Consider the following 22,134-nt stretch of genomic DNA (forward strand, 5'->3'; position numbering starts at 1 on the left):
GCCCCGCAGGCGCTGTTTTAGGAGTGAGACATGCCGCACGAAGCCCGCGCCGTCGTCGCCCTCAAGAAGGGCGCCCCCGTCGAGGTGCTGCCGATCCTCGTACCCGACCCCGGCCCGGGCGAAGTGCTCGTGACCGTGCAGGCCTGCGGGGTGTGCCACACCGATCTGCACTATCGCGACGGCGCGATCGGCGACGCCTTCCCCTACCTGCTCGGCCATGAGGCGGCCGGGGTCGTCGAGGCCGTCGGCACCGGAGTCACGGACCTGGCGCCCGGCGACTACGTGGTGCTGGCCTGGCGGGCGCCCTGCGGGCAGTGCCGCTCCTGCCGACGCGCCCGTCCCTGGTACTGCTTCGCCTCGCGCAATGCCGCCCAGCCCATGACCCTGCTGGACGGCACGGAGCTGACGGCGGCCCTGGGCATCGGCGCCTTCGCCGAGAAGACCCTGGTCGCCGCCGGGCAGGCGGTGAAGGTCGATCCCTCGGCGCGCCCGGAGGCCGCCGGTCTGATCGGCTGCGGGGTGATGGCCGGGTACGGCGCGGCCGTCCACACCGGAGGGGTGGGCAGCGGGGACACCGTCGCCGTCATCGGCTGCGGCGGCGTCGGCAACGCCGCCATCGCGGGCGCCTCCCGGGCCGGCGCACGACGGGTGATCGCCGTCGATCTCGACGACGGCAAGCTGGACGCCGCGGAGCGGTTCGGCGCCACCGACACCGTCAACTCCCGTGGTACGGACCCGGTCGAGGCGGTCCGCGCGCTCACCGGCGGGCACGGCGTCGATGTGGTGATCGACGCGGTGGGCCGCCCGGAGACCTACCAGCAGGCGTTCTACATGCGCGATCTGGCCGGCACGCTGGTCCAGGTCGGCGTCCCCGAACCGGACATGCGCATCGAGCTGCCGCTCATCGACCTCTTCTCGCGCGGCGGTGCGCTGAAGTCGTCCTGGTACGGCGACTGCCTGCCCAGCCGCGACTTCCCCGTACTGATCGATCTGTTTCTGAGCGGCAAGCTCGACCTGGAACGGTTCATCAGCGAGACGATCACGCTCGACGACATCGAACCGGCCTTCACGAAGATGCAGCGCGGGGAGGTCCTGCGGTCCGTGGTGGTGGTGTAGGGCGCCCGCTACGGATCCGCCCGGCTCCGCCCGGCCCGGCCCGCGGGCCTCCGCCGACGCCGGTCACCCGGCGGCGTCGTCCGGCTGCTCCTGCGGAGCCGGGTCCTCGGGGCGGCGGTACATCCGCGTGGCGGTGATCTGCCCGTGCACCGCCTCGCCGGACGGGTCCGGCTGCGGCAGGCCCGGCCGCAGATGCTCCTCCACGCTGATGTACTTCAGGCCCGCCCGCAGGTCCGCGTCGTTCCGCAGCCGGATGACCAGCGGGAACTCGGCGAGCGCCGTGGTGTCGAAGAGGCCGGTGGTGTACAGCAGCTGGACGCCCAGCGCGTCGGCGACGGCACGCTGCAACTCCAGCAGATAGGTCGCGTTGGCACGGCCGATGGGGTTGTCCAGGAACAGCGTGCCGGCGTGCCGCTGCTTGTCGCGGCCCCGGTCGTTGCTGCGCAGCGCCGCCATCGTGCAGTACAGCGCGATGGCGGCGGTCAGCAGCTGGCCGCCGGAGAAGACGTCGCCCATCTGCCCGACCGGCACCCGCTCGGCGCGCAGCACCGCATCCGGCTTGAGGATCTCCACGGCCACACCGCGCGGCAGCAGCGCCGCGCTGACCCCGCGCAGCAGCAGGGACATCCCGTCCCGCCGCAGATCGCTGTTCTTCCTGACGGCCGCACGGGTCGCCTCGTCGATCACCTCGCCGAGCCGCTCGGTGAGCGTGGCCTGGTCGGGGTCCTCGAAGCGGATCCGCAGGAACTCCTGTCCTGACCACTCCCCCAGCCCCTCGGGCAGCCGGGACAGCCGCTGGGCGGAGCGCAGTGTGGTCAGCGACGACTCGACCAGCCCGCGCAGCCGGTCGACGATGGAGTCGCGGTTGCGCTCCAGCTGCTCCAACTCGTCGGTGAGCACCCGCAGCCGGGGCGCGAAGGCCTCCGCCCACTTGGCCGCATGGTCCGGCAGGGCCGCGGCGGGCAGTTCGCGGATCTGCTGCCGGGCGGGGGTACGGACCTGTTCGTAGCGGGTGGAGTTGGCGTGCCGTACGAGGATGTCGCTCGCCTCGCGCACCGCGGACTCGGCGCTGGAGAGGTCGGCGGCACAGCCGCGCAGCGAGCGGCGGGACTCGGCGGCCGCCTGCCGGGCGTCCTCCACCCGGCCCGCGTACGGCTCGATCTGACCGCCGGCGGTGTCCTCGGCGTCCTGCTGGTCGCGGAGCAGATCGCGCAGCAGGGCGGCGGTCTCGTCGAAGCCGCCCGCGGCGTCCTCGGCGGCGCGGTGGCCGCGCAGCAGCTCCTCGTGCCGCTCGCGGGCGGTCTCCAACGCCTCGGTGGCGGTGGCCAGTTCGCCCGCCGCGGTGCGCAGCAGCTCCTTGGCGCGGTCCGCGTCCTTGGGCACCAGTTCGTCGGGCAGCTCGGTGTGCGCCTCGCCGTCGGCGGGGGCGAGGCGCTCGGCTTCGCCGCGCAGCCGGCCGAGCTGTTCGCTGGCGGCCGAGGCTCGGGTCTCCAGCATCTGCACCAGCGATTCGGCGCGGCCGGCGGCGGCCTGCCGGGACGGGCCGTCGGCGGCGTCCGGGCTCTCCAACAGCGCCTCGGCGCGGGTGCGGACCTTGTTGGTGAGGCGGTTCAGCTCGGCCAGGGCGGCGCTCTCGTCGCCCTCGGCCCGTGCCTGTTCGGCGCGCAGATCGGCGCCCACGCCGACCTTCTCGTAGAGCTGGGAGGCGGCGCGGTAGGCCTCGCGCAGCGCGGGCAGCGAGGCGCTCGCGCCCTCGGGGGCCTCCCCCACGTCGTCCGGCACACCGGCGATCTCGGCGCGCTCGGCGCGCAGCGCACGGGCGGTGCGGCGGGCGTCGTCGGCGGCGCGCTGGGCGGCCCTGCGGTCCTCGTCGGCGGCCCGCGCGCGGTCCACGCACTCCTCGGCGCGCGCCTCGAACTCGGCCGCTTCATCGGCGAGTTCCCGCATCCGGGACTGCCAGGCGGCACGCTCCCGCAGCCGGTGGGCGAGCCCGGCCAGCAGGTCGGCGGCGCGGCGGGCGCGCTGTGCGGTCTCCTGGCGCTCGTCCCGCACCCGGGTGGCCTCGGCCGCGACCTCATCGGTCTCGGCGCGGGCGGCGCGGGCCTCGGCCAGTTCGGCGGCGGCCTCGTCCGCTGCCGTCCGGGTCTCGTCCGCGGCGGCGGCCAGTTCACCGAGCCGGCCGGCCGGGCAGCCCGCCCGCCACGATCCGAGCCGGGCGGCCAGCGCACGGTCCCCGGCGAGCCGGGCGGCCAGTGCCCGGATCTCCTCGTCACGCTCTATGGCGCGCGCCCGCAGCGCCTGGCGCTCCTCGTCGGCGGCGGACTCGTCGTGCATCGCCGGGTTCGGCGGCACGAGGAAGACGCCGCTCTCCCGCTCATCGGGAGCCGGCGTGGGCGCGAGCAGCGCGGCGGCGGTACCGACCGCGACGGCCGAACGCGGCAGCAGCGCGGCCTGGGCGAGCACCTCGCGGGCCCGTGCATGGGTTTCCGGGTCCGTGATGATCACGCCGTCGACCAGCTCGGGGCGGGCGGCGAGCACCCGGGTGTGGTCGGCCGGGTCGACGGACTGGGCGAGATAGCGCCAGCCGGGCAACGCGGGGACGCCGTGCTCGCCGAGGTACTCCACGGCGGCCAGTACATCGGGGCCCGGGGGCAGCAGTCCGCCGTCGCCCAGCGCGCCGAGGATCCGTGCGTCGTCGGCGGCGGCCGTGCGCAGGTCGAACAGCTGCCGTTCGGCGGCGGCGACGCCCTCCTCCAGCAGCTCGTGCAGCTCGTCGGCGTTGCGGTCCAGCTCGTCGGCGGTGAGCGGGCCGGCGGCGGGGCGGCGCGGGGTGGCCGGGTCCGTGCCGGGCGTGGCCGTACGGGGGCCGGGCACGCCGAGGGGCTTGGTCTCGGACTGCGGGAGTCCGAGGAGGTCGGCGAGCCGCTGCTCGGCGCCGATGGACTCGGCGGCCCGGCGCTCGGCGTCGTAGGCCCGCTCCGCGGCCTGTGCGGCGTCCTCGGCGCGGGCCGCCGCGAGTTCGGCGGCGGCGTGCCGGGCGGTGGCCTCGCGGGCGCGGTCGGTGGCCTGCCGGGCGGTCTCACGGGCCGAGTCCCAGGCCTCGACGGCGGTCTTCTCCGCGTCCGAGGCGGCGAGCGCGGCACGGGCCGGGTCGGCGTCGGGGGCGCTGTCGTCCAGCCAGCCCGCCCGGACGGCTTCGGCGGTCTCCTCGGCGACCTCCGCCAGCCGCTGCTTGAGGTGGTCGGCCTCGCTGCGGGCGCGCTGGGCGTGGGTGGCGGACGTGGTGGCGTCGCGGTGCGCGGATTCCCCGGCCTCCTGGAGGGCGGCGGAGCGCTCCTCCTCCTCGTTGGCGACCCGTTCACCGGCCTCGGCGGCCGCATGCAGGGCGCGTACGAGGTCGGTGGCGGCGGTGGCCCGCGCGGCGAGCGCGGGGGCGGCATCGCGCTCGGCCTCACGGATCGCGACGGCGACCCGTGCGGAGCGGTCGGCGGCGGCGCGGTGGCGCAGCGCGGTCTCGGCGGCCTGCCAGGCGCTGTGCAGCGTACGGGCGTCGTTCAGCTCACGGCGCTGGGCGGCGGCGCCCTTCTCGGCGGCGGCCAGCGCCAGGGAGGCGTGCCGGTAGGCGAGTTCGGCGGAGACCAGGGAGCGGCGCTCCCGGACGCGCTCGGCGTCGGTGACGCGGTGGGCCGCGCCGGCGACCTCTTCGGCCAGCTCGGCGGCGCGGCCGCGCTCTTCGGTGCCGCGGGCGTACAGCCGCTGGGCGAGACCGCGGGTGCGGCGCTCGGCGCCCGCATGCACCTCGCGGGCGCGCTCGCGCTGCTCGGCGGCGTCGGCGATACGGGAGAGCAGGTCGAGGGAGCCGGCGGTGAAGTCCCGCTCGGCGGTGAGTTCGGCGCGCCGGCCGAGCTTGTGGGCGAAGCCGTGCACCAGGTCGGCGAGGCCGTCGGTGTCCCGGGTGTCCGTGACGGCGCGCAGCAGCAGGTCGGTGAAGTCCGAGTCGTTCTTCACCGCGAACAGCCCGGCCGCCTCGCCCTCGTCCGCGTTCATCTCCCGCTGGTAGCGGAAGAGTTCGGGGTCCAGTCCGAGCTCGCCGAGGTGTTCGTTCCAGCGTTCGTGGATCTCTTCCCAGACGACGTCGAGGTTGGGGTAGCTCTTCCCGGCCTCGGTGAGGACGTCGCGGAAGCCCTTCATCGTGCGCCGGCGGCCCTGGGCGCCGGAACTGCCCTCACCGCTCTCCTGGCGGGGGCGGACGACGGTGGCCTCGGCGACGGGGAGGGAGTCCAGGCTCATACCGGGCCCGGGGCGGAAGCTGTACCAGGCCTCGGCGAACTTCCGGGGGTCGTTGGACACCTGCCGGCCGCGCCATTCGCTGACCTTGCCGACGACCACGCTCTCGCCGGTGAGGACGTGCTGCCACTCCAGGGCGACATGGCCGCAGTCGTCGGCGAGCAGGAACTTGCGCAGCACGCCGGAGCTGGCGCCGCCGAGGGTGTTGCGGTGGCCGGGCAGCATCACCGAGAAGATCAGCTTGAGCAGGACGGACTTGCCGCCGCCGTTCTCCAGGAAGAGCACGCCCGCGGGGGCCGGGCGGCGCGGCGGGCCGACCGGTTCGTCCTCGAAGAAGTCCGCCTGGGCCGGGGCCGGTTGGGGCACGGTCGCGCCGACTCCGCGCAGGTCCAGCACGGTGTCGGCATAGCGCGCACCGGCGGGCCCGATGGAGTAGAGGCGGACCCGGGACAGCTCGTACATGGCGGACTCTCGTTGTTGTGGCGGGAAGGGGTGGTGGCCGGGGGTCGGGCACTGCAACCACCAGCCGGCTGCTCCCCCGCCCCCTCCCCTCCTCCCCCTTCGGGGGAGGGGGCGGGGGTGGGTTCGGGGGTGGGGGGAGCGGAGGTCGTGCGACGGGCGGTCGGCGGTCGTGCGACGGGCGGTCGGCGGTCGGTGATCGGCAGTCGGTGATCGGCGGTCGGCGGCCGGTGGCCGGTGATCGGAACGGTCGATCGGGGCGGTCGGTCAGTGGTCGTGGGCGGGTCGGTCGGATCAGTCGATGGCCGTTGCCGTTGGCCGGTCAGTAGCAGGTCAGTCGGTCGGATCAGTCAGTGGCCGGTAGCCGGTCAGTAGCAGGTCAGGCAGTCGGATCGGTCAGTGGCCGGTAGCCGGTCTACCGGTCGGCGGCCGGTCGTCAGTCAGTCAGTCTGCAGCCGGCCGGTCAGTCGGAACGTCAGTGGTCGAAAGGCCGCCCCGTCAGCCGGAGTGGAAGGGCAGTCCGGCATCGGAAACCAGCTCGAGGTCATCGGTCTCCTCGCCCGGCAGCAGCGCGGCGCTGCCGTCGGCGACGGGGACGATGCCCAGCTCCAGCAGCTCGGCCATGGCGGCGCTGCCGGCCATGTCGCGGACCTGGAGCTGATAGCGGGCGGTGGTGCGGTAGGCGCCGCCGGCGTCGTCGCCGGTGCGCTGGAGAAAGCCGGAGTCGACGAGGAACGTGACGGCCTTGGCGATGATGCCGGTGGTCGAACCGGCCAGCCGCCGGGCGTCCTTGGTGGCGCCGGTCGCGCTGCGCCGCGCGTAGATGCGCCAGGCGGACTCCAGGCCCGGGGCGTCCGTGACCGGGTCGGTGTTCTCGCCCTCCTGCTCGGCGCGCTCCTCCAGCCGGCGGCAGGCCTGCCGGACGAAGGCGTCCACGCCGTTGACGGTGATCCGGCCGATATAGCCGTCGTCGGCGAGGTCCTCGGGGCGTGGGAAGGCCAGTGCGGCGACGGCGAGATGGGCCAGGCCGTGCAGGAAGCGGTCGGCGGAGTCGGCGGAGGCGCGACGCGCGTAGTCGCCCATCCGTACGGCGAAGACGGAGTCCTCGTCGGCGGTGACGGCCATCCCGGCGCGGGTGGAGACCTCCAGGACGACCAGGCCGAGGCCCGTGGCGACGGCGTCGGCGAGGCGGGCGAAGGCGGGCTCGTCACGATAGCGGCGCAGCAGTTCGCCGTATTCGGCGTCGCGGGCGGGCAGCAGCTTGGGCTGGAGGCCGAAGGAGACCAGCCGGGCGGCGTCGGCGGCATCGGCCGGGGTCAGGGGCGCCGGCCCCGCCGCGGCCGGCTCGGCTTCGGCGGTGGGCGCGCCCCAGCCCGGTTCACCGGCCCCGGACGCCAGGTCCGGCTGCGGTGCCTCGTCGTACTGGGTCACGGAACTAGCTCCTTGCGGGGGACGGTCTCGGAAATTTCTGGCCGGCACGACGGCGGGCGGCCGCCCGGCGCGCCGGGGCCCTGCCGGGCCGGGCGCGCCGCGCCGTTCGCCGGCCGCTGCTCCCGGGCGCGGGACATCACGCCACCTCCGAACGGTCCGCTGCCATCCCGGCGGAGTCCAGCAGGGCCGTGCCGACGATGAGGTCGGCGCCGCCGAACTCGGGGTCTATCAGCTCCGTGCCGTCGTCCACGGCGAACAGCAGCTGCTGTTCGCCCTGGCGGTAGGCCGTGCCGACCGGCGGGCTGGCGGCGTGTACCGCCAGCAGGGCGACGAGGTAGGGGAGTTCGGGGTCGCCTCGGCGCGCCTCGGCCAGCAGTCCGGAGAGCCTGCGCGGTGCGTCGGCGGGCAGGTCGAGCAGCGCCATGGCGGCGTCGAGCTGCGCCTCGCTGAAGCGGCTGTCGTCGGGCGTGGCCACCAGGTCGGGCTCGGGCATCTCGGCGCCGAGATGCTCGCGTTCCATGGGCGGGGTGAGCAGCACCTCGACGAGGTCGCCGACGCGGACGGCCGAGGGGGTGCGCAGCCCCGTGCCCTTGGCGAAGAAGGCGTCGGTGACGCGGATGGCCTGCTCGGCGGGGAGCGGCAGGAGCGGGGCGACGAGCTGGCCGTACAGGTCGAGTCCGGAGCGGGCGGCGGGGGTGGCGAAGGCCTGCCGGTCCTGCTCGGCACGGAACAGCGGTCCGGCCTCCAGCAGCCGGGACTGGAGCTGGGTGTGGCGGCGGATGCAGTCCTTGACGATGTCGACGAGCTCGGCGGCGCGGCGCTTGTGCTCGGGCTCCTCGGTCTCGTCCCGGGCCTTGCGGATGTTCGTGAGGATGGCGTTCTCGTGGCGGTAGCGGTCCGCGACGTGGTCCAGCGCCTCGTTGATCATGTCCGGGACGGTCTCCAGCCAGTCCACGGCGCGGACGTTGCGGCGGGTGGCGTCCAGGGTCCTGCGCAGCGTCTCGGCGTACTGCACGGTGCGGTAGCGGGCCTGCTCGGCGGCGAGCTGGGCGTCGGCCAGCCGGCCGCGGTTGATCAGCACCTCCAGCTTGACCTCGGCGGCGATCTGGGCGCTGGTGACGTCCGTGTCGAGCGCGCCGACCAGGACGTTGACGGCTTCGTCGGTGGCCCGCAGGAAGACGGTGCCGCCGGCGCCGGGGACCTCCTCGATGAGCTTGAAGTCGTAGTCGCGGCGGACGTACTGGCCTTCGGTGTCGAAGGTGCCGTAGACGGCACGGAAGCCGCGGTCCACGCTGCCGACGTTGATCAGGTTCTCCAGCACCCAGCGGGCCACCCGCTCGTGCTCACCCGTGGGACGGCGGGGGGCCTGGGCGGCGACCCGCGGGAGCACCTTCGCCACTATCTCCTCGTGGTCGGCGCCGGTGTCGAAGTCCATGTTGAGGGTGACGAGATCGATGACGGCGAGCGCCACCTCCGCCATGGCATAGATCCCGTATTCGCCCGCGAGGTTGGCCTTGCGCACGTCGAGGTCGTGCAGCGGCGCGGTGCACGCGAGGGCGCGCAGCCGACGGGCCAGGCCTTCGTCGGCGGCCGGGCCCGGCGCGGGCCGGTTCGGCCCGTTGAGCTGGGGCGCAGCGGCCCCCGGGGCGGAAAAAGTCACGTCGCACAGAGTAGGCGCTCGCACTGACAACGGACGAAACGGCGCGGGTCCGTTCATGGGTGGAACCGCTGGTGGAGCCGTTGACGGACCACTAGCCGGACCGGCGCGTCAGTCTACGGCGTGGCCCACGGCGGCCGGCCGCCAGGTCCCGTGGGCGCCGGTGCCGGCCTCAGTGGGTGGCTCCTCCGGAGACGCGGAGGTCGGTGCGGGTGTGCGCGGCGGTGACCGCGATCTCGCGCAGGGACCGGGCGACCGCACCGACCGGCAGCGACGGCTGGGCGCGGTCGACGACCTGCTCCGGTGCGTAGGGGACGTGGACGAACCCGCCGCGCAGGTCGGGCAGTTCGGTGGCGATGAGGTGGGCGAGGCCGTAGAAGACGTGGTTGCAGACGAAGGTGCCCGCGGTGTTGGAGACGGTGGCGGGTAGCCCGGCGGCGCGCACGGCGGCCACACAGGCCTTGATCGGCAGGGTGGAGAAGTACGCGGCGGGGCCGCCCGGCACGATCGCCTCGTCGACCGGTTCGGCGCCCGACACGTCGGGGATCCGGGCGTCGTCGACGTTGATGGCGATGCGTTCGACGGTGATGTCGGGGCGGCCGCCCGCCTGGCCGACGCAGAGCACGATGTCGGGTCGGGTCTCCTCGATCGCGGCGCGCAGCACCGCCACCGAGGCTCCGTAGACGCAGGGCAGCTCGACGGCGAAGGCCTCGATGCCGGTGGGCGGTTCGTCCGCGGCGGCGCGTACCGCCTGCCAGGAGGGATTGGTGGATTCGCCGTCGAAGGGTGCAAATCCGGTCAGCAGTACCCGGGTCATACGGTCATCCTTGGTGCGATGCGTCCGGTGGTGGGGCAGCGAACAGGGTCAGGGGCCGTGCCGTGGAGTGCGGCACCTGCGCCCGGGGCCGGCTCAGAAGGCGAACAGCGCCATGATCAAGATGTTGCAGCCCAGCAGGACGCCCGCGGTGGGCAGCTGCGCCTTTATGGGCCCGTACTGGTCCTTCAGTTCCAGCAGGGCCGCCGGAACGATGTTGAAGTTGGCGGCCATGGGGGTCACGAGGGTGCCGCAGAATCCGGCGAGCATGCCGATGGCCAGGACGGCGGCGGGGTTGCCGTCGAAGTGGCCTATGAGGACCGGCCAGCCGACGGCCGCGGTCATCACGGGGAAGGCGGCGAAGGCATTGCCCATGATCATGGTGAACACGAACATGCCCACGCAGTAGACGACGACCGCGATGTAGAGCGAGCCCTCGGGGAGTACGGAGGTGGCGATCTTGCCGACCTGGTCGCCGACGCCGGAGACCTGGAAGATGGCGCCCAGCGTGGCCAGCATCTGGGGCAGCAGCATGGCCCAGCCCATCGCCTCCAGCATGGAGCGGCCCGACTGCACGGGCACGGAGATCCGCTTTTCGCGGAGCATGATCATGCCGACGACGAGCGCGACGACGGCGCCGATCCCCAGGCCCAGGATGGTTTCGCTGCCCTCCTGGAGAACCGGCTCACCCCCGATGGACAGGTGCTTGACGCCGATGGCGCAGGCCATGGCGACGGCCGGGATGGTGAGCGCCGGGACGAACAGCTTGTTGCCGAGCTTGGCGGCGCTGGCCGTGCGCTGCTCGGGGGTGGTGGTGCGCGGGGTGCCGCGCCCGGTGAAGCCGAAGCCCGCCAGGCAGGCCATGACCAGCACCGCGACGCCCAGCGGCTCGGCCGGTGCCTGCTTGGTGACGACCCAGCTGCTGTAGATGAAGCCGGCGCCGATCAGGCCCCAGAAGGCTCCGGTGCCGTAGCGCTTGGGGTTGCTGCGGTCGGTGACCATTTGAGAGGCCATCACCAGGAAGCTGAGGCCCACCAGCCAGTAGAACCACTCTGCCTTGATCACTGGGCGGCCTCCGCTGCGGCGGTGTTGTGGACATGGGCGGTGAGCAGTTCGCGTTCCAACTGGCGGTCCAGGCGCAGCAGTCGCCAGCCGTGGACCACGAACGCGCACAGGGCGGTGGGGATCGCCCACAGCGCGAGCTGAAGCGGTTCGAGGTGGGTGCCGTAGGTGGTGTTGACGAAGCCGGTGATCAGCAGGATCGAGCCGACGGCGAGGAAGACGTCCTCCCCGAAGAAGAGGCCGACGTTGTCCGCGCTGGCGGAGAACGCCCTGACCTTCTCCCGTGTCCGGTCCGGGAGTTCGCCGTATTTGCGCTCGGCCGCTCCCTCTGCCATCGGGACGGCGAGCGGGCGGACGGTCTGGGCGTGGCCGAAGACATTGGTCAGCCCGACCGCGGCGCCGATCTGCCGCAGTCCGAGGTAGAGCGCCAGGAAGCGTCCGGTGGTGAGCGTGGCGAACCGGGCGATGAGGTTACGGGCCTGCTCCTGGAGGCCGTAGCGCTCCAGGAGGCCGATGACCGGAAGGGTGATCGCGAAGATCGTCACCGCCCGGCTGCCGGCGAAGCCGTCGCCGAACGCGGCGAGCACCTTGCCCGGCGACAGCCCTCCGAGGAGGCCGGTCGCGATACCGGCCACCCCCACGACCAGCAGGGGATTGCGTTTCGTGGCGAAGCCGATCACGACCACGAGCACGCCGAGGAGCACGATCATGGATCCGCCTTCCGCGTACGGGGGACCCCACGGGGTCCACAAGGAGATGAAGAGATTGCAGCGGAGGCTAGGCGATTGTTCAACGATCCGACAAGGGGTCTGCGAGGACGGATCTCAACCCGCCCCCGCGGCGCAAGCCCGCACCTCCCGCGGCGGCCCGCACCGCGGGTCTCACCCCTCCGCGATGCGCTGCGCGTACGCTCCCGACAACTGGCTGCGCGAGTCCTCCAGGTAGGACAGCAGCAGCCGTTCGGCCTCGGGGGCATCACCCGCCTGCAGCGCCTCGACAATTTGCCGATTACGGGTCAAATAGGGCGCATGGAAGCGCCGGGGGTCGGCCATGACGTGGAAGACCAGCCGGAGCTCGGCGAGCACGGCCCGCATCAGCTCATCCGTGCGCGGGCTGCCCGCCAGGGCCACGATGCCCTGGTGGAAACGGATGTTGGCAGTCGAGAGCGCCTGCCACTCCCGGTCCCCGGAGGCGGCCTCGCCGGCCTCCACGGCGGCCTCGATCGCCGCAACGGCTTCGGTCACACCGGGGCCGTAGGGTCCCTGCCCCAGCCCCCGCACCGCCGCGCACTCCACGAGCATGCGCACCCGGTAGATGTCCTCGAGGTCCTCGACCGTCACCATCCGGACGAACACCCCGCGGTTGAGCTCGTGCACCAGCAGGCGCTCGTGCGTCAGCAGCCGGAACGCCTCCCGCAGGGTGTTGCGCGAGACGCCCAGCGCACCGCCGATGCTCTCCTCCGAGAGCCGGGCGCCGGGCGGGAAGTAGCCCTCGGTGATCCGGTCGCGCAGGATGTCGGCCACCCGCTCGGCCGTGCTGGAGCGCCCCAGCAGAGCGCGGTCCCCTTCGAGGCCCGCGACCTCGGTGAGCCGCCACTGGTCGTTCTTCGCCGCTCCGCCCGCCATACCGCTCCCTGCTCTCGCGCCGTACCGGGGTGGCAGTCGCGGCCGTCCCGGTGTCGTGTGAGCGAAAGTCAATCCCAGATGGGGGAACAAAACAACGCATCCTCTCCCGGATGCAGCCCACCTCTTGTCGGATCGTTCAACGATCCTCTACGTTGTCGTCCATGCCGGTCGGCTCGAGTTGCCCTCGGGGGAGAGCCACTACGGATACGGGCCGGCCGGTGCGGAGGCCCCCGCCCCTCCCGCCCCCGAAGCGGCCGGTGCGCCCCGCACACCCACCCGGCACCGAGCACCGAGCACCTCTGGAACGGATACACATGAGCGACGGCCCGGAGACCCCCTCCGTCATCGACCTCAACGCCGACCTCGGGGAAGGCTTCGGCCGCTGGCAGCTCACCGACGACGAGGCCCTGCTCTCCGTCGTCACCAGCGCCAATGTCGCCTGCGGCTTCCATGCCGGTGACCCGGCCACGATGCGCAGGGTGTGCGAACTGGCCGCCGAACGCGGCGTGGTCATCGGTGCCCAGGTCTCCTACCGCGACCTGGCCGGTTTCGGCCGCCGCGCGATGGAGGTACCGCCGGACGAGCTGTCCGCCGAGATCACCTACCAGATCGGTGCGTTGGAGGTCTTCGCACGCGCCGCCGGTGCCCGCGTCGGCTACGTCAAACCCCATGGCGCGCTCTACAACCGCTGCTTCCATGACGAGGAGCAGGCCGCTGCCGTCATCGACGGCATCAGCGCCGCCGACGGCAGCCTGCCCGTCCTCGGGCTCCCCGGCTCCCGGCTGCACGAGGCCGCACAGCGGGCCCACCTGCCCGTCGTCGGTGAGGCGTTCGCCGACCGCGCCTACACCGCCGAAGGCACTCTGGTACCGCGCCGTGAACCGGGCGCGGTGATCCACGACGCCGACGAGGTGGTCAAACGCGCCCTCGGCATGGCCCGCGACCGCACCGTCACCTCCCACGACGGCCGGCGCGTCGGCATCACGGCCCGCTCGCTGTGTCTGCACGGCGACACCCCCGGCGCCGCCGGCCTCGCCCTGCGCGTACGGTCCGAGCTGGCCGCGGCCGGGGTGCACATCCGGAGCTTCGCATGAGGCCGCTGCCGGTCGGTGAACACGGCCTGCTCATCGAGTTGGACAGCGCCGAGGAGGTCGAGGCGCTGCACGCCGAACTGCTGCGCCGGGCCGCCGACGGCGCCCTGCCGCCGGTGCGCGAGATCGTCCCGGCCGCCCGTACGGTGCTCCTCGACGGCCTCGCCGACCCCCGCGGGCTCATCGCCGAACTCGCCGCCTGGGACATTCCGCCGCTCACCGCCGGCGACCGGCCCGCCGTGGAGATCCCGGTCCGCTACGACGGCCCCGACCTCGCCGATGTGGCCGCCCTGTGGGACGTCACCCCCGAGGAAGTGGTGCGACGGCACTCCGCCACGGAGTTCCATGTCGCCTTCTGCGGCTTCGCCCCCGGCTTCGGCTATCTGACCGGACTGCCCGAGCCGCTGCACGTACCGCGCCGGGACACTCCCCGTACGAAGGTCCCGGTCGGCTCGGTCGCCCTGGCCGGCCCGTACACCGGTGTCTACCCGCGCTCCTCCCCCGGCGGCTGGCAGCTGATCGGCACCACCGACACCGTCCTGTGGGACCCGCGCCGCGAACCGGCGGCGCTGCTCACGCCCGGCACCCGTGTCCGCTTCGTCCCGCAGGAGACCGCCTGATGACCGACCGCGCCTTCTCGGTCGTCCGGGCCGGTGCGCTCACCACCGTGCAGGATCTCGGCAGGCCCGGCCACGCCCACCTCGGTGTGCCGCGGGCCGGTGCCCTCGACGAACCGGCGCACCGCCTCGCCAACCGCCTGGTCGGCAACCCCGAGTCCGCCGCCACGCTGGAGACCACGCTCACGGGCTGCGCCCTGCGGGTCCGTACGGCCACCACCGTCGCCGTCACGGGCGCGCCCTGCCCGGTGACCGTCGACGGCCGCCCCGCCCCCTGGGGCGCACCGGTCCGCGTCCCGGCGGGCGCCGTCCTGGACGCGGGCCCTGCCACCCACGGTCTGCGCTCCCACCTCGCCTTCGCCGGGGGCATCGACACCGAACCGGTCCTCGGCAGCCGCGCCGCCGATCTGCTCTCCGGCCTGGGCCCCGACCCGCTCACCGATGGCGCGGTCCTACCGTTGGGCGACCCGCACGGCCCGCCGGCCACCGCCGACGCGGTCCCGCACACCGGTCCGGCGACGGAGCTCCTCCTGCCGTTCCTGCCCGGCCCCCGAGACGCCTGGTTCACCGACGCCGGGCTGCACACCCTCGCCACCGGCCGCTTCCGGGTCTCCCCGGCCAGCAACCGCATCGGCCTGCGCACCCAAGGCCCGCCCCTGGAACGCGCCCGGACCGGCGAACTCCCCAGCGAGGGCATGCCCCTGGGGGCCCTCCAGGTCCCGCCCGACGGGCTGCCGGTCCTCTTCCTCCACGACCACCCCACGACCGGCGGCTACCCGGTCATCGGCGTCGTCCCCGAGCGCTACCTGGCCCCCGCGGCCCAGGCGGTACCGGGGACGCCGGTCCGCTTTCTCCGCATGCGCTGAGCACTCGCGGGACTGCCGGGAGGTGCCGCGAGATGCCGCGGGATGCCGAGGTGCGTCTGCGGTTGCGTCGTGGCCGCTCGCGCAGCCCCCGCGCCCCTGGCGGAGCGCAACCGAAGCCCGCCGAAGGCCCCGTCAGTCCTCGTCCACCGCCCCGTATCCGCCGCCGCCCGGTGTGCGCAGCACCAGCACATCGTCCACGCCGACGTCCGCCGCGTCGCAGCCGGCCAGTTCCTCGCGCGAACCGTCGGCCCGTTCGATGGAGTTGGCGCCCAGCGCGCCGGGGGCGCCGCCCGCCATGCCGTACGGCGCGATTCTGCGGTGGTTGGTCAGCAGGGCGACCGTCATCGGCTCCAGGAAGCGCAGCCGCCGCTCGACACCGCAGCCGCCGTGCCAGCGGCCCGTACCGCCGCTGCCGGAGCGGATGGCGAAGCTGTCGACGCGGACGGGGTAGCGCCACTCCAGCACTTCGGGATCGGTCAGCCGCGAGTTGGTCATATGGGTCTGGACGGCGTCCGCGCCGTCGAAGCCGTCACCGGCACCCGAACCGCTGGCGACGGTCTCGTAATACTGCACCCGGTCGTTGCCGAACGTGACGTTGTTCATGGTGCCGGAGCCCTCGGCCTGGACACCGAGCGCGGCGTACAGCGCGCCGGTGACCGCCTGGGAGGTCTCCACATTCCCCGCGACGGTGGCCGCCGGGAAGACGGGGGCGAGCATCGAACCCTCCGGGATACGGACCTCGACGGGCTTGAGGCAGCCGCTGTTGAGCGGGATGTCGTCGGCGACCAGGGTGCGGAAGACGTACAGGACGGCCGCCATCACCACCGAGCTGGGCGCATTGGCATTGCCGGGCTGCTGGGGCGAGGTGCCGGCGAAGTCCAGTACGGCGCCGCGGGCGGCACGGTCGACGGTCAGCGCGACGTGGATCTCGGCCCCGCTGTCGGTCTCGTAGCGGCAGCTGCCGTCCGACAGCCGCGCGATGATCCGCCGCACCGATTCCTCGGCGTTGTCCTGGACGTGCCCCATGTAGGCCTGGACGACATCCAGCCCGAACTGCTCCGTCATCCGCCTCAGTTCCTGGATGCCCTTCTCGTTGGCGGCGATCTGGGCGCGCAGGTCGGCGAGGTTGGCGTCCGGAGCGCGGGAGGGGTAGGGGCCGGCGGCGAGCAGTTCGCGGGTCGCGTCCTCGCGCAGCTCGCCGTCGCGTACCAGCAGCCAGTTGTCGAAGAGGATGCCCTCCTCCTGGATGGTGCTGCTGAAGGCGGGCATCGAGCCCGGGGTGATGCCGCCGATCTCGGCGTGGTGGCCGCGGGAGGCGACCAGGAACAGCAGCTCGGCCCCCTCGGTGTCGAAGACGGGAGTGACGACGGTGACGTCGGGGAGGTGGGTGCCCCCGTGGTACGGGTCGTTGATCGCATACACATCGCCCGGCCGCATCTCGCCGGCGCGGCGCCGGAGCACCTCCTTGATGGACTCCCCCATCGAGCCCAGGTGCACGGGAATGTGCGGGGCGTTGGCGATCAGATTGCCGTCGGCGTCGAAGAGGGCGCAGGAAAAGTCGAGGCGCTCCTTGATGTTGACGGAGTGTGCGGTGTTCTCCAGACGGACGCCCATCTGCTCGGCGATGGCCATGAAGAGGCTGTTGAAGACCTCCAGCATCACCGGGTCGGCCTCGGTGCCGACCGCGACCCGGTCGGTGCGCGGCCGGGCCCGGGTCAGCAGGAGGTGTCCGCCCTCGCCCATGGCCGCCCGCCAGTCCGGGTCCAGGACCGTGGTCGCGTCCTCCTCGGCGACGACGGCCGGGCCGGTGAGGGTGTCGCCGGGGCGCAGGTCCGTGCGGCGGTAGAGGCCGGTGTCCTGCCAGCGGCCGCCCGCGTACATCCGGACCGTGGCGGCGGGCACCGGCTCCCCTTCGCTGCCGCCGGACAGCGCCTCGTAGCCGCCCGCGCCGCCGGCCGCGCCCAGCGCCTCGACCGACACCGCCTCGGCCACCAGGGGTTTGTCCATGGTGAAGGCGTAGCGCTCGCGGTGTGCCCGGACGAATTCGGCGGTCATGGTCTCGGCGTCGGCCAGCGGGACACCGATGGTGGAGTCGGTCCCGGCGTAACGGATCAGCACCCGGGCGCGGGTGCTGACCGACTCGTCCGGCACCCCGTCGTCGAGGAGTTCGCGCCGGGTCTGTCCGGCGAGGGCCTCGCACACCTCGTGCACCCGGCCGACGGCCCCGGGGTCGGTGAACTCCGCCTCGACGGCCTGCTCGCGCATCGCGGTGGCGTCGGCGACCCCGATGCCGTACGCGGAGAGCACCCCGGCCAGCGGCGGGACGAGCACCGTGTCGATGCCCAGCGCGTCGGCGACCGCGCAGGCGTGCTGGCCGCCGGCTCCGCCGAAGCTGGTCAGGGCGTAGCGGGTGATGTCGTGGCCGCGCTGGACGGAGATCTTCTTGACGGCGTTGGCCATGTTGAGCACCGCGATGCCGAGGAAGCCGGCCGCGACCTCCTCGGGGCCGCGGTCGTCCCCGGTCTCGGCCGCGGCCCGCGCGGCCAGCTCCGCGAAGCGGGTGCGGACGATGCCGGCGTCCAGCAGCTCGTCGCCCTCCGGCCCGAACACCGCGGGGAAATGGGCGGGCTGGATGCGGCCGAGCATCACATTGGCGTCCGTGACGGTGAGCGGTCCGCCGCGCCGGTAGCAGGCCGGTCCCGGGTCCGCGCCGGCCGAGTCGGGGCCGACCCGGTAGCGGCGGCCGTCGAAGTGGAGTACGGAGCCGCCGCCGGCCGCGACGGTGTGGATGTTCATCATGGGCGCGCGCATCCGTACGCCCGCGACCTCGTTGCCGAAGACCCGCTCGAACTCCCCGGCGTAGTGCGACACATCGGTGGACGTGCCGCCCATGTCGAAGCCGATCACCCGGTCGTGGCCGCCGCCCGCCTCGGCGGCCGTCCGGACCATGCCGACGACGCCCCCCGCGGGGCCGGACAGCACGGCGTCCTTGCCACGGAAGTGTGCGGCCTGCCGCAGTCCGCCGTTGGACTGCATGAACATCAGCCGGATACCGGGGAGTTGGGCGGCGATCTCGTCGACATAGCGGCCCAGGATCGGGGAGAGATAGGCATCGACGACGGTGGTGTCGCCGCGCGGCACCAGCTTCATCAGCGGGCTGACCTCGTGCGAGCAGCTGACCTGGGCGAAGCCGGCCCGTCTGGCCAGCTCGGCGACGGCCCGCTCGTGCTCGGCATGGCGGTAGCCGTGCAGCAGGACGACGGCGGCGCTGCGCAGGCCGTCCGCGCGGGCCCGGATCAGCGCCCGGCGGACCTCGTCCACGTCCAGCGGCCGGACGAGCTCGCCCTGGGCGCCGATCCGCTCCGGCACCTCGATCACCCGGTCGTAGAGCGCTTCGGGCAGCACGATCCGGCGGTCGAAGATCCGCGGCCGGTTCTGGTAGGCGATCCGCAGCGCGTCCCGGAACCCTGCGGTGGTCAGCAGCACCGTCGGTTCGCCCTTGCGCTCCAGCAGGGCGTTGGTGGCGACGGTGGTGCCCATCTTGACGACGGAGACCCGCTCGGCGGGCACCGGTTCGTCCGGGCCGAGCCCCAGCATCATCCGGATGCCGGCCACCGCGGCGTCCCGATAGCGCTCCGGGTGGTGCGAGAGCAGCTTGCCGGTGACCAGCCGCCCGTCCGGTCGCCTGCCGACGACGTCCGTGAACGTGCCACCGCGGTCGATCCAGAACTCCCAGCGTCCGGTCATCCTGTCATTGTCGCAGCGCCCCTCACCGCCGCAGGGGCTTTCCACGCCGGGGCACCGTCCGGTTCGGTCAGGGCGGCGAGAGCACCGCGGGTGGCCCGCTCGGCCGCGGCGTCCAGCAGCCGCCCGGATCCGGCCAGACCGTGCCGGCACTCCTGGAGCGCCAGGCCGAGCAGGCCGGGCAGCAGATCCGTACAGCGGTCGGCGACCCAGCGGGTGCCGCGGGTCGCCATCCACCGGGCGGATCCGGCGCGGGTCGGCGGCGGACCGTCGAGGGTGAGCGCGGGCGGCGGTCCGACGCTCACGCCGGCGGCGGCGAGCGCCGCGTGGAAGCCGCGGGCCAGCAGCCGGTGGCCGCGCTCGCCGGGGTGCAGCCGGTCCACGCTCCAGGAGGCCCGTTCGGTGACCCAGGGGTGCTCGGCGAGGTGCAGATGCACGCCCTGGTAGCGGGCGGACACCGCATGGACGACGGTGTTCACGGCGCGCATCCGGCGGGCCAGCGGACGGGACAGCGGCGCGGGCAGCCCCAGCATCCGGCCCGGATCGGGCAGACACGCCGTCAGCACCACGGCCCCGTCGGCGCTCAGCGCACCGTGCGCCCGGTCCAGTGCGGCCGCGACCCGTTCGATGGCGAAGGCCGCGCGCAGGGTGTCGTTCGCCCCGACGACCACAGAGGCGAAGCGCGGCGCGAGCTCCCGCGCCGCGGGCAGTTGCCGCTCGGCCAGCTCCGCCGCCAGTGCCCCGCTCCGCGCCAGGTTCACCAGCTCCACACCGCCCGGACGCTCGCCCAGCGTCCCGGCGAGCAGGGCCGCCCAGCCCCGCCGGCCGCCGCCCGGTACGGGGTCGCCCAGGCCCTCGGTGAGCGAATCGCCGAGCGCGACGAAGCGGGCCGGAGCCGGGCCACGGCCGCCGCCCGGCGCCTGCTCCGGCATCACTGCCTCCTCGGGGCGCACCGTCACCACCCGCCGGGCGGGCCGGCCGGGGACGGCGAGGACGAGGCGGCGACCGGCCTGCCGAGCGGTGCGGGCGCGTCGTGCGCCGCGAGGAAGGCATCGATGGCGGGCTGCCAGCCGTAGCCCTCGGCACGGCGGCGGGCGGCGGCGCGCCGGGCGGGCTCGGGCCGGGCCAGGACCCGCTGGACCGCATCGGCGAACGAGGGCCCGTCGTCGAGCGCCGTGTCACCGCCGCTGCCGACGAGACCCGCCGGCGCCGAGGCCGCACTGGCGACCACCGGCGTGCCGCAGGCAAGCGCCTCCAGGGCGGCCAGCCCGAAGGTCTCGGCCGGGCCGGGCGCCAGTGCGACGTCGGCACCGGCCTGCAACGCGGCGAGCCGGGACCGGTCGGCGAGATGTCCGAGGAAGGCCGCGGGCAGCCGCTCGGCCCGCACCCGGGCCTCCAGACGTGCACGCAGCGGCCCGTCACCGGCCACCACCAGCGTCGCGTCGATCCCGCGGCACCGCAGCTCCGCCAGTGCGTCCAGGGCCCGCCCGGGACGCTTCTCCTGCGACAGCCGGGAGCAGAGCAGCAGCAGGACCTCCGCCCGGCCCGCCCAGCGCCGTCGCAGCTCCGGGCTGCGGCAGTCCGGGTGCCAGACGGCGAGATCGACACCGAGCGGAGCGCGCACCACGTTGCGCGCACCGGCCCGGGTGAACTCCGCCGCCGCCCAGTCGGTGGTGCACACGACGCGGCTGTAGGCGTGCGCCGTACGGAGGTTGAGCCGGTCCGCGGCGGCGCGGGCCAGCGGCGGCGGCACGCCCCAGGTGCGCAGCACCCCGTCGACGCTCTCGTGCGAGACCATCACCGCGGGCACCCGCGCCCGGCGCGCCCATTCACCCGTCCACCGCAGCGTCGTCCGGTCGGAGACCTCCAGCCGGTCGGGGGCCAGCGAGTCCAGCAGCCGCTGGAGCCGTCGGCGGTCGGTCAGCATGCGGTAGCCGCCGCTGCCCGGCAGCTCAGGACCCGGCACGGTGATCACCCGGCCCTGCGCGGTGGCTTCGTCGCGGAGGCCGGCCCTCCCGCCCGTCCCCGGCGGTCCGGGGACGATGAGCACCGGCTCGTGCCCGGCGGCCCGGTAGCCCGCGCCCAGTTCACGCAGCGCGGTGCGCAGACCGCCGGAGGCCGGGGTGACGAAGTTGGCGATCCGGACGATCCGCAGGGCCGCCCCGGTGGTGCGCCGCGCGTTCATGCCGCCACCGCCGTCCGGTCGCCGAGCACGGCCTCGTAGTGGCCCAGGAGCTGGTCGCCGACCGCCGCCCAGGTGCGGTCCGCCACCGCTCTGCGGGCCGCGGCACCGTACCGGACCCGCAGGTCGGCGCTGTCCGCGAACAGCCGCACCGCGTCCCGGAACGCGCCGCCGTCGCCCGGTGTCACCAGCAGCCCCGTACGGCCGTGGTCCACCAGGTCGAGCGGACCGCCCGCCCGCGGCGCCACCACCGGCACGCCGGAGGCCATCGCCTCCTGCACCGTCTGGCAGAACGTCTCGTACGGCCCGGTGTGGACGAACACGTCCAGCGAGGCGTAGAGCCGGGCGAGTTCGTCCCCGGTACGGCGGCCGAGGAAGCGGGCCTCCGGCAGCGCGGTGCGCAGCCCGGCGGCGCTGGGCCCCTCGCCGATGACGACGGTGCGTACGCCCGGCAGCCGCGAGGTCTCGGCCAGCAGCCGGACGTCCTTCTCCGGTGCGAGCCGCCCCACGTACCCCACCAGCAGCTCCCGCCCCGCGGTCAGCGAGCTGCGCAGCACCACGTCGCGCCGTCCGGGGTGGAACCGTTCGGAGTCGACGCCGCGCGGCCACAGATGCACCCGCGGCACGCCGTGCTCGGTCAGGTCCAGCAGCGCCGCGCTGGAGGGCGCCAGGGTGCGGTCGGCGGCAGCATGCACCGCCCGGATACGGCGCCAGGCCGCGGCCGCGCCGCCACCGAGGTAGGTGCGGGCGTAGCGGCCCAGATCGGTCTGGTAGACGGCGATCGCGGGCACCTGGCGGCGGGCGGCGGCCGCCATGCCCCGGGCGCCGAGCACAAAGGGGCTGGCGAGGTGCACCAGGTCGGGGCGGTGCCCGTCGAGCGCCGCGGACAGCCGGCGTCCGGGCAGCGCGATCCGCACCTGCGGGTAACCGGGCAGCGGCACGGAGGGCACACGGACGACGGGGCAAGGGCTCTCGTACGTACCGGCGGCCGGCGCAGCGCCACCGAGCGGCGCGATGACGAGCGGATCGTGGCCGCGCCGGACGAGATGCCGGGCAGTTTCCAGGGCGCAGTGGGAGACGCCGTTGACATCGGGCGGGAAGGATTCGGTGACGAGAACGACACGCATACCGCTGTTCTCGGCGCGCCGTGCGTGGAGGGGGCCAAGGGGATCTTTCCTGGCGG

At 74.1% G+C, this 22,134-nt stretch carries 15 protein-coding genes; 4 read left to right on the forward strand and 11 right to left on the reverse strand.

Annotation, left to right across the window (positions count from 1 at the left end):
* The first annotated feature begins 30 nt into the window (after nucleotides 1-30).
* Complete coding sequence (locus K7C20_RS04435) at nucleotides 31-1,116, forward strand: S-(hydroxymethyl)mycothiol dehydrogenase (protein WP_030088753.1); 1,086 nt, start codon at nucleotides 31-33, stop codon at nucleotides 1,114-1,116.
* 63 nt (nucleotides 1,117-1,179) lie between these two features.
* Here K7C20_RS04435 and K7C20_RS04440 read toward each other — a convergent pair whose 3' ends face one another.
* The 7 genes from K7C20_RS04440 to K7C20_RS04470 all read right to left on the reverse strand — a co-directional run bounded on the left by K7C20_RS04440 (nucleotide 1,180) and on the right by K7C20_RS04470 (nucleotide 12,451).
* Nucleotides 1,180-5,865 carry a hypothetical protein gene (locus K7C20_RS04440; RefSeq protein WP_053209945.1) on the reverse strand — a complete coding sequence of 1,562 codons (4,686 nt, stop codon included), beginning with the start codon at nucleotides 5,863-5,865 and terminating at the stop codon, nucleotides 1,180-1,182.
* A gap of 495 nt (nucleotides 5,866-6,360) precedes the next feature.
* Entirely contained in the window at nucleotides 6,361-7,293 is a 933-nt protein-coding gene (locus K7C20_RS04445; protein ID WP_030076343.1) for a hypothetical protein, read from the reverse strand.
* A gap of 136 nt (nucleotides 7,294-7,429) precedes the next feature.
* Complete coding sequence (locus tag K7C20_RS04450; protein ID WP_030076345.1) at nucleotides 7,430-8,953, reverse strand: hypothetical protein; 1,524 nt, start codon at nucleotides 8,951-8,953, stop codon at nucleotides 7,430-7,432.
* 169 nt (nucleotides 8,954-9,122) lie between these two features.
* On the reverse strand, nucleotides 9,123-9,767 hold the full coding sequence (pcp, locus tag K7C20_RS04455) for a pyroglutamyl-peptidase I (RefSeq protein ID WP_030076347.1): 645 nt from the start codon (nucleotides 9,765-9,767) through the stop codon (nucleotides 9,123-9,125).
* Between the two features lie 93 nt (nucleotides 9,768-9,860).
* Entirely contained in the window at nucleotides 9,861-10,829 is a 969-nt protein-coding gene (locus K7C20_RS04460) for a DUF979 domain-containing protein (RefSeq protein WP_030076349.1), read from the reverse strand.
* A complete protein-coding gene (locus tag K7C20_RS04465) occupies nucleotides 10,826-11,536 on the reverse strand; it encodes a DUF969 domain-containing protein (protein WP_030076351.1) in 711 nt (236 codons plus the stop codon). Before K7C20_RS04465 ends, K7C20_RS04460 begins: the two co-directional genes overlap by 4 nt.
* Before the next feature lie 171 nt (nucleotides 11,537-11,707).
* Entirely contained in the window at nucleotides 11,708-12,451 is a 744-nt protein-coding gene (locus tag K7C20_RS04470) for a GntR family transcriptional regulator (protein ID WP_030076352.1), read from the reverse strand.
* A gap of 314 nt (nucleotides 12,452-12,765) precedes the next feature.
* Here K7C20_RS04470 and K7C20_RS04475 point away from each other — a divergent pair, with 314 nt between their 5' ends.
* From K7C20_RS04475 to K7C20_RS04485, 3 genes are read left to right on the forward strand one after another with little or no spacing between them, the layout of a single operon-like run.
* A complete protein-coding gene (locus K7C20_RS04475; RefSeq protein WP_030076354.1) occupies nucleotides 12,766-13,545 on the forward strand; it encodes a LamB/YcsF family protein in 780 nt (259 codons plus the stop codon).
* Entirely contained in the window at nucleotides 13,542-14,162 is a 621-nt protein-coding gene (gene pxpB, locus K7C20_RS04480) for a 5-oxoprolinase subunit PxpB (RefSeq protein ID WP_030076356.1), read from the forward strand. The genes K7C20_RS04475 and pxpB overlap by 4 nt, the downstream gene beginning before the upstream one ends.
* Complete coding sequence (locus K7C20_RS04485) at nucleotides 14,162-15,025, forward strand: 5-oxoprolinase subunit C family protein (protein WP_030076358.1); 864 nt, start codon at nucleotides 14,162-14,164, stop codon at nucleotides 15,023-15,025. The genes pxpB and K7C20_RS04485 overlap by 1 nt, the downstream gene beginning before the upstream one ends.
* Before the next feature lie 132 nt (nucleotides 15,026-15,157).
* Here K7C20_RS04485 and K7C20_RS04490 read toward each other — a convergent pair whose 3' ends face one another.
* The 4 genes from K7C20_RS04490 to K7C20_RS04505 are packed head-to-tail and all read right to left on the reverse strand — an operon-like array spanning nucleotide 15,158 to nucleotide 22,078.
* Nucleotides 15,158-18,772, reverse strand: coding sequence for a hydantoinase B/oxoprolinase family protein (locus K7C20_RS04490; protein WP_107083480.1), 3,615 nt, complete (start codon nucleotides 18,770-18,772; stop codon nucleotides 15,158-15,160).
* Nucleotides 18,769-19,701, reverse strand: coding sequence for an SGNH/GDSL hydrolase family protein (locus K7C20_RS04495; protein WP_053209943.1), 933 nt, complete (start codon nucleotides 19,699-19,701; stop codon nucleotides 18,769-18,771). The genes K7C20_RS04490 and K7C20_RS04495 overlap by 4 nt, the downstream gene beginning before the upstream one ends.
* Nucleotides 19,702-19,724: 23 nt before the next feature.
* Nucleotides 19,725-20,954 (reverse strand): glycosyltransferase, encoded by a 1,230-nt coding sequence (locus K7C20_RS04500; RefSeq protein WP_053209942.1) that lies wholly within the window; start codon nucleotides 20,952-20,954, stop codon nucleotides 19,725-19,727.
* Complete coding sequence (locus K7C20_RS04505) at nucleotides 20,951-22,078, reverse strand: glycosyltransferase family 4 protein (RefSeq protein ID WP_030076365.1); 1,128 nt, start codon at nucleotides 22,076-22,078, stop codon at nucleotides 20,951-20,953. Before K7C20_RS04505 ends, K7C20_RS04500 begins: the two co-directional genes overlap by 4 nt.
* Between the last annotated feature and the right edge of the window lie 56 nt (nucleotides 22,079-22,134).

Origin of the sequence: Streptomyces decoyicus (assembly GCF_019880305.1) — a bacterium.
In the GTDB taxonomy this organism is placed as follows: Bacteria; Actinomycetota; Actinomycetes; order Streptomycetales; family Streptomycetaceae; genus Streptomyces; species Streptomyces decoyicus.